The organism is Mesorhizobium sp. WSM2561, from assembly GCF_000513915.1.
GTDB classification, from domain to species: domain Bacteria; phylum Pseudomonadota; class Alphaproteobacteria; order Rhizobiales; family Rhizobiaceae; genus Mesorhizobium; species Mesorhizobium muleiense.
In genome coordinates this window covers 17,087-32,403 of the sequence record NZ_AZUX01000046.1, presented here as the reverse complement: position 1 = coordinate 32,403, position 15,317 = coordinate 17,087, and the positions used below count along the sequence as shown (strand labels likewise).

Below are 15,317 nucleotides of genomic sequence, written 5' to 3'. Positions count from 1 at the left end.
GCTCAGCCGTGAATCACAATTTCGCGCAGCGGATCGCCGCCGTCGATGAACAGCCGGCCTTGCGCCGTCAACGCGGCCTTGAGCCGTTGCAGGGCGATTTTTCCTGCCTCGGGATGACGCCCGTCCAACGCGCCGACGCGCACCGCAACGGCAATGTCGAAATGCTTCTCGTCCGCCTCCAACTGGAAATCCTCGATGGCGATCTGACGAAAGCTCAGCCGGCCCGCTGCAATCTCGGCGCGCGAGGCGGCCCCGGCCTGCGCGATGGCTTTGGCCGAGCGGTCGATCGCCAGCACGTGACCGTCGCCAATCCGGCGCACGATCTCGCGCGCTGCAGCACCCGGGCCGCAGCCGATCTCCAGCACGCGCATGCCGTGCCGCAAAGGCAGGGCGTCAACGATCGCCAAAAGCCTTGGCGATAAGTCGTTCGCCATTCCTCTTTTCCAGCCTTTCCGTGAGCCGAGATTAGCGACCATGGCTGGCGACGGGAAGGCCGACACCTGAGGGATCGCGGACATCGTCGAAGTGTTCACCGCCGGTTATTGAGGAGGGCGCCCCTTGATCGATATCGAAGAGTCGGACCATCGGTCGACTTCTCAACTGCGCGACAGGAACAGTAGGGATACTTAAAGAGAGAATAAACCCCGAGCGGCCCGGCGTCGTTGGCCTGAGGGGGGCGGGACTGGCGCCGAGCCTAACCGGTTGGGGGGTAGATCACCGGCCAGCTGCATATATACGCTAAATCTAATTTAAGAGCAAGCTAATGTAATGGTGATTCAATGTTGCGCGCTGGCGATTTTCCAGCGGTTGTTTCCAATCAGTTGATGATTCTGGCGGCCGCCTCCTGGTCGCGCGCGTCATGGCGGCGGCTATGCCTGACATGTTGAGCCTACCGGCCAAGAGGCGCGCCGGGGGCGCGGGGCTGAAGCGCAGAGCGCTGGCTTGACCCTGCACCAGGCCGGCGACATTGTGCTGTTCCATAACGGTCGTGTGGGAATGGATTTTCGCAACGCTATCGATGAATCGCTGGCCTGGGCCAGCCGGTGGTTCGACTACGCCGTCACGCCGTGGTTCTTCTATCAGGCTGCCATCATCGTCACGCTCTTCCTCGTCGCCAAGCTCGCGGCGCAGCGCATCGAACCGCTGGTGGAGAACCGGGCACGCCAGATCAAGGGGCATCCCGGGCTGTTGAGGGTCGTCGTTGCCTTGTTGCGGCGCACCGACTGGATACTGTTCACGGTCTTCCTGCTTGCCGCGCTCGTTCTCATGCGCGCCGTCACCTGGCCAAGCCGGACCCATTTCATCTATATCGCGCTCTCGCTATCGCTTGCGTGGCTGTTTGCGTCGGTGCTGTCGCGCATCGTCCGCAACCGCTTTGTCGCGCGGGCTCTCGCCTGGCTGACCTGGATCTATGCGGCCCTTGTCATCCTGGGCATCGATGACGACGCCGCGACTTTCCTGGACGGCCTTGCAATACCTTTGGGCGCGGTGCGCCTTTCGGCGCTCATGGTGCTGAAAGCGGCGCTGCTGCTGATCGCCACGGTTTGGCTTGCGGTGGTCGTCGGCAAGTATATCGACGAGCGCGTCCGGATCTCCGAAGAGCTGACACCCTCGATCCGCGTCCTCGTCGGCAAGGTCGCAAAGGTCGGCCTTGTGCTGGTGGCGGGTGCCATCGCCCTGTCTTCCGTCGGTCTCGACCTGACCGCTCTGACGATATTTTCCGGTGCCGTCGGCGTCGGCTTGGCTTTCGGGCTGCAAAAGGTCGTTTCAAATTTCGTCTCCGGTATGATCATCCTGCTCGACAAGTCGATCAAGCCGGGCGACACCATTTCGCTCGAAGGCACTTTTGGCTGGGTACGCGAATTGCGGGCGCGGTTTGTCTCGGTGGTGACGCGCGACGGCCGCGAGTACCTGATCCCGAACGAGGACTTCATCACCCAAAGGGTCATCAACTGGTCGTTTAGCGACAACCTCGTGCGACTCGACGTGAATTTCGGGGTCTCTTACGGCGCCGACCCGCATAAGGTCAGTGAACTGGCGATCAAGGCCGCCATGAGCGTCGGCCGGGTCGAAGCGGACCGGCGGCCGGTCTGCTGGCTCACCGACTTCGGCGAATCCTCGCTCAATTTCGTCCTGCGCTTCTGGATCCACGACCCTCAGCAGGGCCTGACCAACGTGCGCGGCAGGGTGCTGCTGGCGCTGTGGGACACTTTTAGGGAAAACGGCATCGACATCCCCTATCCGCATCGCGAGATCATCATGAAGCCGGACGGGCGTGCTGAGAAATCAGGCGGGCGCTGAAGGGTAGGGTGCAGCAGGATCGCGGGGCCGAGTACATCCGGCAAGGGTTCGCACCCCGGCTCCAATGCTGTATCCAGCCCGAATTCAAGGAGCCTGCGATGACCTCACACCTCGACACCCCCGATGCCGGCATGGCGGCCGACGACGACGCCGCGTGGCAGGGCGATGTTCGCGCCGGCGTGCGGCAGGTGCGCGACCTCGATTCCCTGCCGCTGTCGCCAGCCGAGCGCGCGGCGGCTCAAGCCGCGGCCACGCGCCACAAGGTTCGCATCCCAAAAGCCTACCTCGACCTGATCGACTGGAGCGACCCCGCCGACCCGATCCGGCTTCAGGTCATCCCGTCGCCCGACGAACTGGCTGAGCAGGAAGGCGAACTCGACGATCCGATCGCCGACCACGCCTTCAGCCCGGTGCCGCGATTGACGCATCGCCATGCCGACCGGGTTCTGCTGTTTGCGACCTATCAGTGTGCGGTCTATTGCCGGTTCTGCTTTCGCAAGGAGTCGCTGACCTCGATCGGCCGGGGTTTTTCGCGCGAGGCGCTGGAGCCGGCCTTCGCCTATATCGAGGCCCACCCCGAAATCCGCGAGGTGATCCTGACCGGAGGCGACCCGCTGTCGCTGCCGGACAAGGCGCTGGCAGAAATCCGCGCCCGCATCGAGGCGGTTGCGCATGTGCGGCTCTTGCGCATCCACACCCGCGTGCCCGTAGCGCTGCCCTCGCGCGTCACGTCAGGGCTGGTTCGCTCGCTGCAGGGCCGGCTGATGGTCACAGTCGTCACCCATTTCAACCACGCGCGGGAGATCACGCCGGCCACCGAAGGAGCCTGCCGCGCGTTGCGGCAGGGCGGCTTCGTGCTGCTCAACCAGAGCGTCCTGCTGAAAGGCGTCAACGACACCGTCGAGGTGCTGGAGGAGCTGTGCCGCGAGCTGATGTACCGCCTCGGCGTGAAACCCTATTACCTGCACCACGGCGACCTCGCCCGTGGCATGGCGCATCGGCGCACCACGATTGCCGAGGGACGGGCGCTGGTCAGCGCCTTGCGGGCGCGCCTGTCGGGCATCTGCAACCCCGTCTACGTGCTGGATCTGCCCGATGGCGGCGGCAAAGTGCCGCTCGGCCCGTGCTATGTCGAGGCGCAGGACGGCGACACCTGGCGGATTCGCGGGCAGGATGGCGAGCTGAGGACCTATACCGAGCTTGTCGGTGACCCTTGAAAGCTTGGTTCCTCGCCCAGCGAAGCGGGGAGAGATGGCTCGGCGAAGCCGAGACGGAGAGGGGCTTCCTTTGCGCACGGAAGTTCATGCTGCCGCGCTAGTTGGAACCGGATCCAATGCCTCGCATTTTAACAGATGACGGGGCAAAAGGAGCGCAAGGTGAAAGCTTTATCGGCGGTACTTGGCGGCTTCGTGCTGACGCTGGCGGTTTTCGCCAGCGGATTGGCTTTCGCCCTCTGGATTCTCTCCGCCGAGCCGGTGCGGCCGGTCGCTCCGACTTCCAGCGTTGCCGAACTGTGGCCGAGGGAGCCGCGGAAGGTCAACCCCGCTTCGCAGCAGCTTGAGCGCCTTCCCGCCCGCGCGGTCCCAGAGGTCGCAGAGATACCAGCGGTCCCAAAGGTCGCAGAGATACCAGCGGTCCCAGAGGTTGCAGAGGTCCCGGCTGATCAGGCCCCATTTGATCAGGCTCCATTTGATCAGGCCCCGGTTGATCAGGTCCCAGTTGATCGTACCGCGAAACCTGCCGATGCCACAGCTTCGGCGCCCGACACCACCGCTACCGCCTCCATCAAGCCGGCAACGCCGGCAACCGACGAGCAGCAGGCGATGCCCGCCGCCCATGTGGAATGGTGCGCAAGCCGCTACCGCTCCTACAGGCCAAGCGACGACCACTACATATCCTACAGCGGAGAGCAACGTCCCTGCATCTCGCCCTATCTCGATGCCGGTGCGGCCGACCGCGCCGCACAGCCTGCCGACGATGGCGCCAGCTATGTCAAGGCGACCGACACGTGGTCGATGGACGGCGACGTTCCGGCGGATGAAACCGGCGGCGCCTGGCTTCCGCCCGACCACGTGCAATATTGCTTCAGCCGCTACCGCTCCTATCGGCCGGAAGACAACACCTACCAGCCCTATTCCGGCGGCCCGCGCCGGCAGTGCGAGTAGGTGGGGGCAGGGTGGCGGACTGGCGGCCGCAGTGCATGGCGCCTGTGCGACCGCCGATCGCGCAGACTTCTTGGATCGTTCGGGCTGGCGCGGCGGTCATCCGATACAAAAAGGAGGAATCAACATGGCCGACGACCGGGAAGACAAGATTCGTGAGCGCGCATACCAGATCTGGGAACGCGAAGGCGGGATCCATGGCGATCCCGAGCGGCACTGGCACCGCGCCGAGGCCGAGATCGACAGGGAGGCAGCCCTGCCGCTGACCGCAGGCGATGCCCTGCCGGAAACCCGCGAGGTCGCGAGCTCCGACGTCTTGACGGTGGAGGCCTTGGCTGTGCGCACCGGCATATCGGGCGAACAGGCGCAGGAACTGATCGACAGGCTGGGCAACGACCGAGCGGCGATCGAACAAGCCGCGCGCAATCTCAAGGGGAAGCAGCGGCTCGGGGAGTGACAGATGATCAGAAAACTCAAAGACGGAAAATACCGCCTCTATTCGCGCAAGAAGGACGAAAAGACCGGCAAGCGCCGCAATCTCGGGACGTTTGACAGCCGCGAGGCTGCGCAGAAGCACGAACGCGAGGTGCAGTATTTCAAGAGGCATTGAGGGGGCGTGCCGTCCCTTGCCAGGCAGCGCGCCGGATGACCCCTTACTTCGGCGTAGGGTGTAGAATTCTAGCGAGTGCAGGATACCGCTCTGATGGGGACAGCGAACTTTCATGTTTCCCTGCCTCTTCGTGTTATTGTGGATACGAGGAGATTGGCCCGTGAGCGAGAGCCGCAAGCTAGCCGCGATCCTTGCCGCTGATGTGGTTGGGTACAGCCGGCTGGCGAGCGCGGATGAAGATCGTACTTTGGCCCGGTTGCGGGCACTTCGTAGCGACCTGATTGACCCGACCATCGCCGTGTACAACGGTCGTATGGTCAAGCGCACAGGCGATGGTGCGTTGGTTGAATTCCGCAGTGTGGTAGACGCCGTGCGCTGCGCCATAGAAGTGCAGAATGGCATGGTCGAGCGCAACGCCGGCGTGCCCGAGGACCGCCGCATCGAGTTTCGGATTGGGATACATTTGGGCGACGTGGTCGAAGAAAGCGACGGCGACCTGATGGGCGACGGCGTCAACATTGCCTCGCGTCTGGAGGGTGTCGCTGCCCCGGGCACCATCTGCCTGTCCGAAGACGCCTATCGGCAAGTCAAGACGAGACTAGACGTTTCGGTCAATGATCTCGGCGACACCCAGCTCAAGAATATTGCCGAGCCGATCCGGGTTTATTCACTCCGAGTCGGCACCGCGGTTCACGCAAAGGCGCCTGTGACGCCCGAACTTTCGGAAGCTCTGCTTTCGACAGCGGCACGGCCTCAGTTATCGATCGCCGTGCTGCCCTTTGCCAACATGAGCGGTGATGCCGAGCAGGAATATTTCGCCGACGGAATCTCCGAAGACATCATCACAGCTCTCTCAAAGCTGTCGCAGCTGTTTGTGATCGCTCGCAATTCGTCCTTCACTTTCAAGGGCAGGAACGTGAACATTCAGGAGGTGGGCCGGAACCTCGGCGTGCATTACGTGCTGGAGGGCAGCGTCCGCAAATCCGGCAACAGGGTACGTATCACCGCGCAGCTTATTGACGCGACCACAGGCGGACATCTGTGGGCGGAGCGCTTCGATCGCAACCTGACCGATATCTTTGCTGTACAGGACGACGTTACGCAGCAAATTGTCGACGCGCTGGCGCTCAACCTGACAAAGGGCGACCAGCAGCGGCTCGCGACCGAGCAAACCGGCAACCTGGACGCATATGACTGCTTTCTTCATGGCCGAGAGCAGCTATGGCGGTTCACGAAAGCGGAAAACATCAAGGGCCGGGAGCTGTTGCAGCGCGCTGTCGAATTCGACCCGAAATTCGCTCCCGCCTACGCGTTCCTCGCGTTCGCAAACATACTGGACTATGCAAACCAGTGGAGCTCGTCGTGGTCGAACGCAAGGGCACAAGCGGAAATGTTCGCGGCACGGGCAGTGGCGCTCGACGATCGATATCCTTACGCACATTGGGCGCTGGGCATCGTCGAATTGTATTCGCGACGGCATGAGGCGGCCATCTGCTCGGCCAAACGCTTGATCGCTCTTGCGCCAAATCTTGCCGAGGGGCACGAAAATCTCGGTTACGCACTGCATTATTCCGGCAAGCCTGAGGACGCACTCCGGTGTTTCGACAGGGCAATGGCCTTGAACCCGTATTATCCGGACGTGTACCTTCACTTCCAGGCGCAAGCGATGTTCCAGTTGCGCAGGTACGAAGAGGCAATTGGGATCCTGAGGCGGCGACTTGTTCGTAACCCTTCCACCGACGTCTCACGCGTGCTCCTGGCGGCGAGCTACGGCCATCTGGGTCGGTTCGAAGAAGCCCGTCGCGAGTGGCAGGAAGTGTTTCGCGTCAACCCCCAATATTCTCTGGAACATCGCCGCAAAGTGTTGCCCTACAAGGATCCCAACGATTTCGAGCTGATCGTGGATGGCCTTCGCAAAGCCGGGCTCGTATGAGCACCTGACCGGGCGAGGTCCGGTATTGAACCTCCTGCAGCCACTGCTTCGAAGGAACAGCACGACCGCTGTGCGGCGCGTTGATGACTGGAGCGGGGCCGAAAGCGGACTGTCGGCTTTTGGACACATGGAGCGACTAGCGGAAGTTGAACTGGAAAGCGCCATATGTGTCGGATTGGCCCACATCATACGACGTCACAGGCCACCAACCCTAGCCGAACGGCATTGGCCGATTTCTACCGCCCCAAACTATCTTTTTTCATGGGTCGAAGTGAGCCGATCCACGCCGACTAACTCGTGAACCACGCGGCATGCTGCCGGTGCACGAGTGAAGCCAATGATCGAAAGTCTCATGCCGCGTTGGTAACTCGGCTGGAACTAAAGACGCCACCCGCCATGCCCCAACCCGCCGCGGTTGATCGCGTTCGACCAGCCATCTTGCTGGTCGGGGTCTTAGTCGTATTGGCACTCGTGGTGGGCCACTAGAGCCCCGATGATGCGATGTCCGGCAGATGAGGGGGCTCATCACTCTTGATACCACGATGCAACAGCAGCTAGGACCGGCCATATTTGTTACGATGGTGTCGATGTCGGATTGATCGCCCCGGCCTCGTCGTTCCAGAAAATGAAGGAGCAACGATATGTCTGAAAAGGAAATCTTGTCTGTCATCCGGGGCCAGGAAGACGCAACTGCCAAGGGGGACGCCCGCGCCAACGTCGATGCCATGGACCCGGATGTCGTGGTTTTCGATCTGCCGCCGCCGCTTGCCTATCGAGGCGAACAGGCACGCGACATCGAAGGGATAAATGCTTGGTTTGCAACTTGGCGCAACGGCGTCACCGTTCACATGGCTGACCCGCAGCTCATGATCGACGGCGATCTTGCAGTGGCCTTCGGGCTGTCGCGCATGACTGGCATTAAGACCGATGGCACAAAGGTCGACTCCTGGAGCCGGCGAACCATCGTGCTAAGGCGCATCGCCGGTTCTTGGAAAATCATCCACGAACATGCCAGCTTCCCTATGGCAATGGACGGAAGTGGGCGCGCTGTGACGGATCTCTTGCCGTAGTTCCGGAACGCCTAACGTCCTCAACAGGGGCGTCGGCTTTCAGGCGGCAAGGGTTCGTAGGTGAACGGTCGATTTGGCGGCGCGTTGCTGACAGTCAGCCTTGCGGCCGATTCCGGTCAGGCAGCTTTCAAGAACCGCCCTGCTAAAGCAGACGTTTAGGTCGGCTGGCGTGATGTCCGGGTCTGACCCGTTCGAGACCTTCATTCTCGGCGTTGCGAATGTCAGCAACGCGCCCAGTCTCGGTCGTAGAGATCAGCTTTGCTTCTTCCCAAAAGCCGACATCCCAAACAACTATGCTGACGGCGGCTTCGCGCGCTATTTACTGACCTTCCTGATGTTTCCCGTAAGCCGACGTTCGTGCGATAACTCAGCGGTAGCGCGGGCATCAAGATCCACCACTTCGGGAGTGTTGGACGGATTGATGTTCTCGGTACCGTCCGGGCCCACCCATTCCCCGTTGATCAGGCCATATGCAGTTAGTCATTTTCGGATCCTTCCGGTGTGTCCGATTCGCGCAAATCATCGATTGTTCTGCTTGCGCCAAACGGCGAACTCGTCGGTGAAGCGTTCCTGGGTCTTAGGATAGAGCCCGATTACCGGCGTGCCGGCCCTGACCCGGTCGACCACGAAATCCTCATAGGCGGTCATCTCGACCGCCTCGTCGGCCACCCCCTCGGCAATACCCTGTGGCACCACGATCACGCAGTCGTCGTCACCGACAAGGATGTCGCCAGGAAACACCGCTACATCGCCGCACCCGATCGGGACATTGAGATCCAGCGCTTCGTGAAGCGTGAGATTGGTGGGGCTGGAAGGGCGCGTGTGATAGGCGGGTATGTTCAGTCCGCCTATGTTGGCTGCATCGCGGAACCCGCCATCGGTAACCACTCCAGCGACGCCCCGCACCATAAGGCGTGTGACCAGAATATCGCCCGCCGAGGCGGCGCGCGGGTCCTTACGGCTGTCCATTACCAGCACATGGCCGGCGGGGCAGCTTTCCACCGCGACGCGCTGAGGGTGCTCGGGATTGCGGAATACAGCCAGTTCGTTTCTGTCTTCCCGAGCCGGAATGTACCGCAGGGTATAGGCTGGACCCACCATGTTGACCCCCTTCGCCCTGATCGGGTGTACGCCTTGGATCACCTGGTTGCGCAGGCCGCGCTTGAAGAGCGCCGTGGCCAAGGTCGCGACGGAAACAAGTTTCAGTTTTTCACGCAGAGCTTCGTTCACCGGAATTCCTATCTGTTCAATATGGCGTTTGCCGGGATGAGGCTGGCCGGACAGCGCCAAGCGGCCAAGCATTCATCACGATGTTTGTTGTCTAGAAGATATCGGGCTCTCCAACCTTGCTGCCGTGCTGCGTCTCGAGGAAATCGAAGTCGCATCCTTCATTGGCCTGCGTGATGTGTTGGCTGAACATCCAGCCATAGCCGCGTCCAAACCGTTGTTGCGGCTTGGCGAGCGCGGCTTTGCGTTGCGCCAGTATCTCGTCAGCCACGCCCAGGGTGATGCTTCGCTGGGCGACGTCGACTGAAACTATATCTCCATCCTGAACCAGGGCTAGAGGACCTCCCACATGGGACTCCGGGGCGACATGCAGGATGCAGGCCCCATAACTGGTGCCGCTCATGCGGGCGTCCGAGATTCGCACCATGTCGCGAACGCCTTGCCGCACGAGCTTCGCAGGGATCGGCAGCATGCCCCATTCCGGCATGCCCGGCCCCCCAATGGGACCGGCATTGCGAAGGATGAGCACATGGTCCGCCGTTACATCGAGATCGTCTTGATCCAGCGTAGTCTTCATCGTCAGGTAGTCGTCGAACACCATGGCAGGGCCGGAATGCTTACGCAGATGGGGCGCGCAGGCGCTGGGCTTCATCACGCACCCGTCGGGCGCCAAATTGCCCCGCAAGACGGCAAGCGCTCCTTCGTGATAGATGGGATTGTCGACGGTTCGGATGACGTCGTCATTGTAGACTTCGGCGGACGCGATGTTCTCCCCGAGGGTCTTGCCATTCACCGACGGTGCGTCGAGATAAAGGAAGTCCTTAAGCCGCGTCATCAGGCCGAGAATGCCGCCGGCATAGTAGAAATCTTCCATGAGATAGGCGGAGCCGCTAGGCCGGACATTGGCGATGACCGGAATTCTACGGCTGGCGGAATCGAAATCATCGAGGCTGATGCCTTGGCCGGCGCGGCGGGCCTGAGCGATCAGGTGAATAACCGCGTTGGTAGAGCAGCCCATGGCCATGGCCACAGTGATGGCGTTCTCGAAGTTCTCGCGCGTCTGGATGAGGGAGGGTTTGAGGTCTTCCCACGCCATTTCGACAATGCGACGGCCGACGGCGCGCGCCATTCGAATATGATTGGCGTCAGCCGCCGGAATGGATGAAGCGCCGGGCAAGGTCATCCCGAGGGACTCGGCGATGGCTGTCATGGTGCTGGCCGTGCCCATGGTCATGCAGTGGCCATAGGAGCGGGCGATGCCTGCTTCGACATCAACCCAATCCTGCTTGGAGATGTTTCCGGCGCGGCGTTCGTCCCAATATTTCCAGGCGTCGGAGCCGGAGCCAAGCACATTGCCCTTCCAATTGCCGCGCAGCATCGGACCAGCCGGCAGGTAGATCGCGGGTACGTCGGCGCTGGTTGCGCCCAGGAGAAGGCCTGGAGTGGTCTTGTCGCAACCTCCCATCAACACCACTGCATCAACCGGGTGCGAACGGATCAGCTCTTCGGTCTCCATGGCCAACATATTCCGATAGAGCATGGTCGTCGGCTTGACGAAGTTTTCGGAGAGGGAGATGGCCGGCAGCTCGATCGGCAGACCGCCGGCTTGGATGATGCCTTGCTTAACGTCTTCCACCCGGTGCTTGAAATGCGCGTGACAGGGATTGATGTCGGACCAGGTATTGATGATCGCTACAATCGCTCGATCCTGCCAGTCCTCGGGCGAATACCCCATCTGCATGATGCGGGAGCGATGTCCAAAGCCGCGCAAGTCGTCAGGAGCAAACCAGCGAGCGCTTCTAAGAGTATCAGGTGTTTTGCGGACCATGGCGTCGATTCGAAACGAGTGGAGGGGAGGCGCAAGGGAGACTTGGTTCAGCCTTCTTTCTGGAAGGCCTCCTCCCGTTTGAAGCGAATGGCGGGGGCGAGAACCGTTACCATCAGGACGACCGCGAGGAGCAGCAACACGGCGCTAAGGGGACGTGTAACGAATACCGACATATCGCCTTTGGAAATCAGGAGAGCGCGACGGAGATATTCTTCCATCATCGGCCCCAGAATGAAGCCCAGCATCATCGGCGCCGGCTCACAATCGATCTTGCGGAACAGGTAGCCCAGAAGTCCGAAAACCGCCATCAGGTAGATGTCGAAAACCGTATTGGCGAGGCTGAAGGCCCCGATGCAGCAGAACACCAGAATGGCGGGATAGAGCAGTCGATAGGGAACGGCGATCATACGCACCCATAAGCCGATCAGAGGCAGATTGAGCACGAGAAGCATCAGATTCCCCAGCCACATCGAGACGATGAGCCCCCAGAACAGCATCGGCTGCTGATGGATGACCGAAGGGCCGGGCTGAATGCCGTGCATGATGAGCGCGCCGATCATCAGCGCCATGACGGGATTGGACGGAACTCCCAACGTCAGCATCGGAATGAAGGAGGTCTGGGCCCCGGCATTGTTTGCAGCTTCCGGCCCAGCCACTCCTTCGATGGCGCCTTGCCCGAACTCTTCAGGATGGGCGGACACCCTTTTTTCCAGGGCGTAGGCGGCAAAGGAGGACAGCATGGCGCCGCCGCCAGGGAGAATGCCGAGCACCGAGCCGAGAGCCGTTCCGCGAAGGATCGGGGCAACGATGCGTTTCCAATCCTCCCTGGTCGGGAACAGTCCAGTCACCTTTTTTGTCACGAGCGCCCTCGAGGACCCGCTTTCGAGATTCGTTGCTATTTCGCCGAGGGCGAAAGCTCCCATGGCGACGACCACGAATCCGATGCCGTCATAAAGTTCGAAAATGCCGAAGGTATAACGCGAGGTGCCGGAGGTGACGTCGGTTCCGACAAGACCAAGCAGAAGGCCGACCACCACCATGCCGATTGCGTGGAGGAGGGATCCGTGGGCGAGCACCACGGACGCGGCCAGACCAAGCACCATCAGCGAGAAATATTCCGCCGGTCCGAATTTGAGGGCCGCGGCTGAGAGAAGCGGCGCGAAGAACGCTATGAGAACCGTCGCCACGGTGCCCGCGAAGAACGAACCGATGGCTGCCGTCGCCAGGGCCCTTCCCGCCTGTCCCTTGCGAGCCATTTGGTAACCATCGATAGCCGTCACCACCGAGGAGGCCTCACCCGGCAAATTGACGAGAATGGCCGTCGTCGATCCGCCATACTGCGCGCCATAGAAGATTCCGGCTAGCATTATCATCGCGGTCACAGGTTCCAGACCGAAGGTAATGGGCAGCAGCATCGCTATGGTGGCTGTAGGGCCAAGGCCGGGGAGCACGCCAATTGCGGTGCCCAGCACCACGCCGAAGAAGCAGTAAAGGAGATTGTCGAAGCTTAAGGCCGTTTGCAGACCAAGCAGGAGATTTGCGAAAACGTCCATGCTGTCGCCTAGCGCTCAAACCATGCGCCGAGTATCGACATGGGCACACCCAGTCCCTCGATGAACACGAAGACACAAAAGGCGACGAGCGCCAGGAACGCGCAAAAGGTCACGAGGTCCGGGCGTGACTCACGGCTGGCGAAATAGACGGTCCCCAAAAGTGCACAAATGGCAATGACAGCTCCGGCCGGTTCGAGCAGCAGGCCGAAGAGGACGGTCCCCAATGTCACGAAAGCAAGCGGCCGCCAACCGATGCCACCGATGGGACCACCCTCGCGCAACATCGATTTGCCCAAGGCTGCCACGCCAATCAGCATCAGGAGACCGCCCAGCACGGTGGGGAAACTTCCCGGCCCCATGCGCGGCCCTGAGCCGAACGAATAGCTGCGGGCCATGATGATCGCAGTGGCCCCAATGCAGAGATAGAGGATGCCAGCCCAGAAATCTTTTGGCGCCCGTATCGCTGGCATTTGTCCTCGTTCCTTCTCAATCCCGCCGGTGCGACTGTCTCCCCATGATATGCGGGTTTAGGCGCACGCCGGTGCATTGGCGGCAGAGACCAGTAAAGGTCTTGGCCTGTCGCGAACCGCGAGCTGGACATAGCGATCCAGCGCCCGCTGTTGTCCTATTCCGGCTTGATCCCGCCGGCCTGGACGACCTTGGTCCAGCGAGCGACCTCGGCCTTGGCGAACTCTTCGAATTCGGCGCCCGTATTGCCGACGACCTCAAAGCCCATGCCCTTGAACTTCTCGGTCAACTCGGGGGATTTGAGGGCCGTCTGCAAAGCGCTCTCAAGCTTTGCACGCACGTTTTCCGGCAGGCCCGCCGGCGCGCCCACTGCCTGCCAGGAATAAACGGTGACCCCGGGGAAGCCTGCTTCGGCCATGGTTGGCGCGTCTGGAAAGGCTTCAAGTCGCTGTTCGCTGGTTGTAGCCAGAAGCTTGAGCCCGCCCTCCTTGATATGCGAGCTCACTGCGCCGAGGTTCTGAAAGCTGACTTGGGCGTGGCCGCCGACGAGGTCCGCAATGGCGGGACCGCCGCCCTGATACGGAACGTGGATGCCGGTCGTGCCGGATTCGCTCCAGAACAACTCGGCCGTCAGATGGTCCGAAGAGCCTACACCAGAGGAAGCGAAGGTTACGGTATCCGGTTTGGCCTTCAGCTGCTCGACGAGCTCCTGGGGGGTTTTGGCCGCAAAGCCTGGGTTGGCCACCAACACGTTGGGTGTGCGCACGGCGACGGTCAACAGGTCGAAATCGGTAAGCGGATCATAATCCATGTCGGTGAACAGGGCGGCGTTGATCGAAAATACTCCGATCGAAGCCACCAATAGAGTATAGCCATCGGGCTTCGATTTCGCGACCGTGGTCGCGCCGAGACGGCCATTCGCCCCCGGCATGTTTTCCACCACGACGGACTGGCCGAGTTCTTTCTCGAGGGCCGAAGCAACGGAGCGGGCGGTCGTGTCCGACGACCCGCCGGCGGGGAAAGGCACGATGATTTTGATCGGGCCTTGCGGATATTCTTGCGCAAAGGCGGGGGCTGAAAGTAGCGCAACGCTTGTTAACAGCGACGCGAGCATGTGGCGACGATTCATATTCTCCTCCCTTTTGGTCATGGTGGTCAAAAAAGACCTCCAAGGCCAAAACGATACACTAATATATTAGTCGGTCAATGCGCGTGTCGAAGGGAACTTGGCGAAAGAGAGCCTGCTTGGGCGGCACTGTGGCAGACCGCATCACGTTACGAAGTAATCCGGATGCGCGCTTCGAACTGCCTCAGCCAGTGACAGCGTCTCAGACAAATGAGTTCGCATGGCTTGGTAGGCACCCTCTTGAGATCGCTTGGCCAGATTATCAACCACAGCTGTATGACCTGCGACGATCGATTCCATTTTGCCTGGCCGAGGTAGAGTCAAACTCCGGAGGCGGTCGATGTCGCCGGAGTGTCGGCGCACGGTTTCCCAAAGTGGCTCGATTTGCCCGGCGTTGAATAGCGTCCGGTGGAACTTCCGGTCTAGACGTTCGAACCGATCGAACTGCTCGACACCGGCATCAGCTGTAATCGCGTCCTGCTCAGCAACAATGGTTCGCAGCAGTTGGACAAGTTTGGCGTTCTCCACCTCCGCCAATTTGCGCACTAACTCAAACTCGATTGCGGCGCGTAGGAAATGGCCTCGATACGCCCGGGATAGGCTGATCGGGGAGACATAGGTGCCCGCCTGCGGGAAAACCTTCACCAGTCCTTCTTCAGCGAGCTGCTGTAGCGCGTCCCGGATGGGGGTGAGGCTCACATTGTACTCGGCCTGCAAGACTTGTCGTGACAGTGGGGCGTTTGGCTTAAGCTCAAGCGACAATATGCGTCCTCGAAGATCGGAGGCGATCTGTGGGACTGCGGGCTGCGAGCGATTGAGTTTCGAGCTTTCCAGGTTATGCATGATTTTCCTTCCAGCGCTCCCCACTTAACTCAAATCAACCGCAATGCGCTATTAATATATTAGTGTGTCATGGAGTTGCGCATCCTTCAGCGGGCTTTTCAGACGACTGGCGGCCTGATTAATGGGAGGCTCTGGTCATCTGGCTTTTGCATCTATGTTTAGATGGGGATTCGGCTTTGCCTTACATCTATCGAGA

The 15,317-nt window shown here is 60.9% G+C and carries 14 protein-coding genes; 7 read left to right on the top strand and 7 right to left on the bottom strand.

What is annotated here, in order from left to right; genetic code table 11:
- Positions 1–2: 2 nt before the first annotated feature.
- Positions 3–434, bottom strand: a complete 432-nt coding sequence (locus M727_RS0128045; protein ID WP_027155408.1) for a class I SAM-dependent methyltransferase — start codon at positions 432–434, stop codon at positions 3–5.
- 562 nt (positions 435–996) lie between these two features.
- On the opposite strand from M727_RS0128045, the gene M727_RS37735 reads away from it, so the two are divergent.
- The 7 genes from M727_RS37735 (at position 997) to M727_RS0128010 (ending at position 8,076) form a co-directional block, all read left to right on the top strand.
- On the top strand, positions 997–2,301 hold the full coding sequence (locus tag M727_RS37735; RefSeq protein ID WP_036263717.1) for a mechanosensitive ion channel domain-containing protein: 1,305 nt from the start codon (positions 997–999) through the stop codon (positions 2,299–2,301).
- 98 nt (positions 2,302–2,399) lie between these two features.
- Positions 2,400–3,518, top strand: coding sequence for a KamA family radical SAM protein (locus M727_RS0128035; protein WP_027155407.1), 1,119 nt, complete (start codon positions 2,400–2,402; stop codon positions 3,516–3,518).
- Positions 3,519–3,677: 159 nt separating this feature from the next.
- Positions 3,678–4,466 (top strand): BA14K family protein, encoded by a 789-nt coding sequence (locus M727_RS0128030; protein ID WP_027155406.1) that lies wholly within the window; start codon positions 3,678–3,680, stop codon positions 4,464–4,466.
- A 124-nt stretch (positions 4,467–4,590) separates the two neighbouring features.
- On the top strand, positions 4,591–4,920 hold the full coding sequence (locus M727_RS0128025) for a DUF2934 domain-containing protein (protein WP_027155405.1): 330 nt from the start codon (positions 4,591–4,593) through the stop codon (positions 4,918–4,920).
- A gap of 3 nt (positions 4,921–4,923) precedes the next feature.
- Positions 4,924–5,073 (top strand): hypothetical protein, encoded by a 150-nt coding sequence (locus tag M727_RS41845; RefSeq protein WP_156941652.1) that lies wholly within the window; start codon positions 4,924–4,926, stop codon positions 5,071–5,073.
- A 160-nt stretch (positions 5,074–5,233) separates the two neighbouring features.
- Positions 5,234–7,006 carry an adenylate/guanylate cyclase domain-containing protein gene (locus M727_RS0128015; RefSeq protein ID WP_027155404.1) on the top strand — a complete coding sequence of 591 codons (1,773 nt, stop codon included), beginning with the start codon at positions 5,234–5,236 and terminating at the stop codon, positions 7,004–7,006.
- Positions 7,007–7,647: 641 nt separating this feature from the next.
- Complete coding sequence (locus tag M727_RS0128010) at positions 7,648–8,076, top strand: nuclear transport factor 2 family protein (RefSeq protein ID WP_027155403.1); 429 nt, start codon at positions 7,648–7,650, stop codon at positions 8,074–8,076.
- A 519-nt stretch (positions 8,077–8,595) separates the two neighbouring features.
- Here the strand turns inward: M727_RS0128010 and M727_RS0128005 are convergent.
- The 6 genes from M727_RS0128005 to M727_RS0127980 all read right to left on the bottom strand — a co-directional run bounded on the left by M727_RS0128005 (position 8,596) and on the right by M727_RS0127980 (position 15,121).
- Positions 8,596–9,306: a ribonuclease activity regulator RraA gene (locus M727_RS0128005; RefSeq protein WP_027155402.1), complete on the bottom strand. Its 711-nt coding sequence runs from the start codon at positions 9,304–9,306 to the stop codon at positions 8,596–8,598.
- A gap of 91 nt (positions 9,307–9,397) precedes the next feature.
- Positions 9,398–11,131: an L-arabinonate dehydratase gene (araD, locus tag M727_RS0128000; RefSeq protein WP_027155401.1), complete on the bottom strand. Its 1,734-nt coding sequence runs from the start codon at positions 11,129–11,131 to the stop codon at positions 9,398–9,400.
- A gap of 47 nt (positions 11,132–11,178) precedes the next feature.
- Positions 11,179–12,684 carry a tripartite tricarboxylate transporter permease gene (locus M727_RS0127995; protein WP_027155400.1) on the bottom strand — a complete coding sequence of 502 codons (1,506 nt, stop codon included), beginning with the start codon at positions 12,682–12,684 and terminating at the stop codon, positions 11,179–11,181.
- A gap of 8 nt (positions 12,685–12,692) precedes the next feature.
- Positions 12,693–13,154, bottom strand: a complete 462-nt coding sequence (locus tag M727_RS0127990; protein WP_027155399.1) for a tripartite tricarboxylate transporter TctB family protein — start codon at positions 13,152–13,154, stop codon at positions 12,693–12,695.
- A 155-nt stretch (positions 13,155–13,309) separates the two neighbouring features.
- Positions 13,310–14,302, bottom strand: coding sequence for a tripartite tricarboxylate transporter substrate binding protein (locus M727_RS0127985; RefSeq protein ID WP_036263712.1), 993 nt, complete (start codon positions 14,300–14,302; stop codon positions 13,310–13,312).
- Between the two features lie 120 nt (positions 14,303–14,422).
- The gene (locus tag M727_RS0127980) at positions 14,423–15,121 is read right to left on the bottom strand and encodes a GntR family transcriptional regulator (RefSeq protein WP_027155397.1); all 699 of its coding nucleotides are present in this window, start codon (positions 15,119–15,121) and stop codon (positions 14,423–14,425) included.
- Positions 15,122–15,317 lie beyond the last annotated feature (196 nt).

What these genes read in the sequence shown, in the direction of transcription:
- M727_RS0128045 (WP_027155408.1), bottom strand. Translation starts at nt 434, where the DNA reads ATGGCGAACGACTTATCGCCAAGGCTTTTGGCGATCGTTGACGCCCTG.
- M727_RS0127995 (WP_027155400.1), bottom strand. Translation starts at nt 12,684, where the DNA reads ATGGACGTTTTCGCAAATCTCCTGCTTGGTCTGCAAACGGCCTTAAGC.
- M727_RS41845 (WP_156941652.1), top strand. Translation starts at nt 4,924, where the DNA reads ATGATCAGAAAACTCAAAGACGGAAAATACCGCCTCTATTCGCGCAAG.
- M727_RS0127990 (WP_027155399.1), bottom strand. Translation starts at nt 13,154, where the DNA reads ATGCCAGCGATACGGGCGCCAAAAGATTTCTGGGCTGGCATCCTCTAT.
- M727_RS0128010 (WP_027155403.1), top strand. Translation starts at nt 7,648, where the DNA reads ATGTCTGAAAAGGAAATCTTGTCTGTCATCCGGGGCCAGGAAGACGCA.
- M727_RS0127980 (WP_027155397.1), bottom strand. Translation starts at nt 15,121, where the DNA reads ATGCATAACCTGGAAAGCTCGAAACTCAATCGCTCGCAGCCCGCAGTC.
- M727_RS0128035 (WP_027155407.1), top strand. Translation starts at nt 2,400, where the DNA reads ATGACCTCACACCTCGACACCCCCGATGCCGGCATGGCGGCCGACGAC.
- araD (WP_027155401.1), bottom strand. Translation starts at nt 11,131, where the DNA reads ATGGTCCGCAAAACACCTGATACTCTTAGAAGCGCTCGCTGGTTTGCT.
- M727_RS37735 (WP_036263717.1), top strand. Translation starts at nt 997, where the DNA reads ATGGATTTTCGCAACGCTATCGATGAATCGCTGGCCTGGGCCAGCCGG.
- M727_RS0127985 (WP_036263712.1), bottom strand. Translation starts at nt 14,302, where the DNA reads ATGACCAAAAGGGAGGAGAATATGAATCGTCGCCACATGCTCGCGTCG.
- M727_RS0128025 (WP_027155405.1), top strand. Translation starts at nt 4,591, where the DNA reads ATGGCCGACGACCGGGAAGACAAGATTCGTGAGCGCGCATACCAGATC.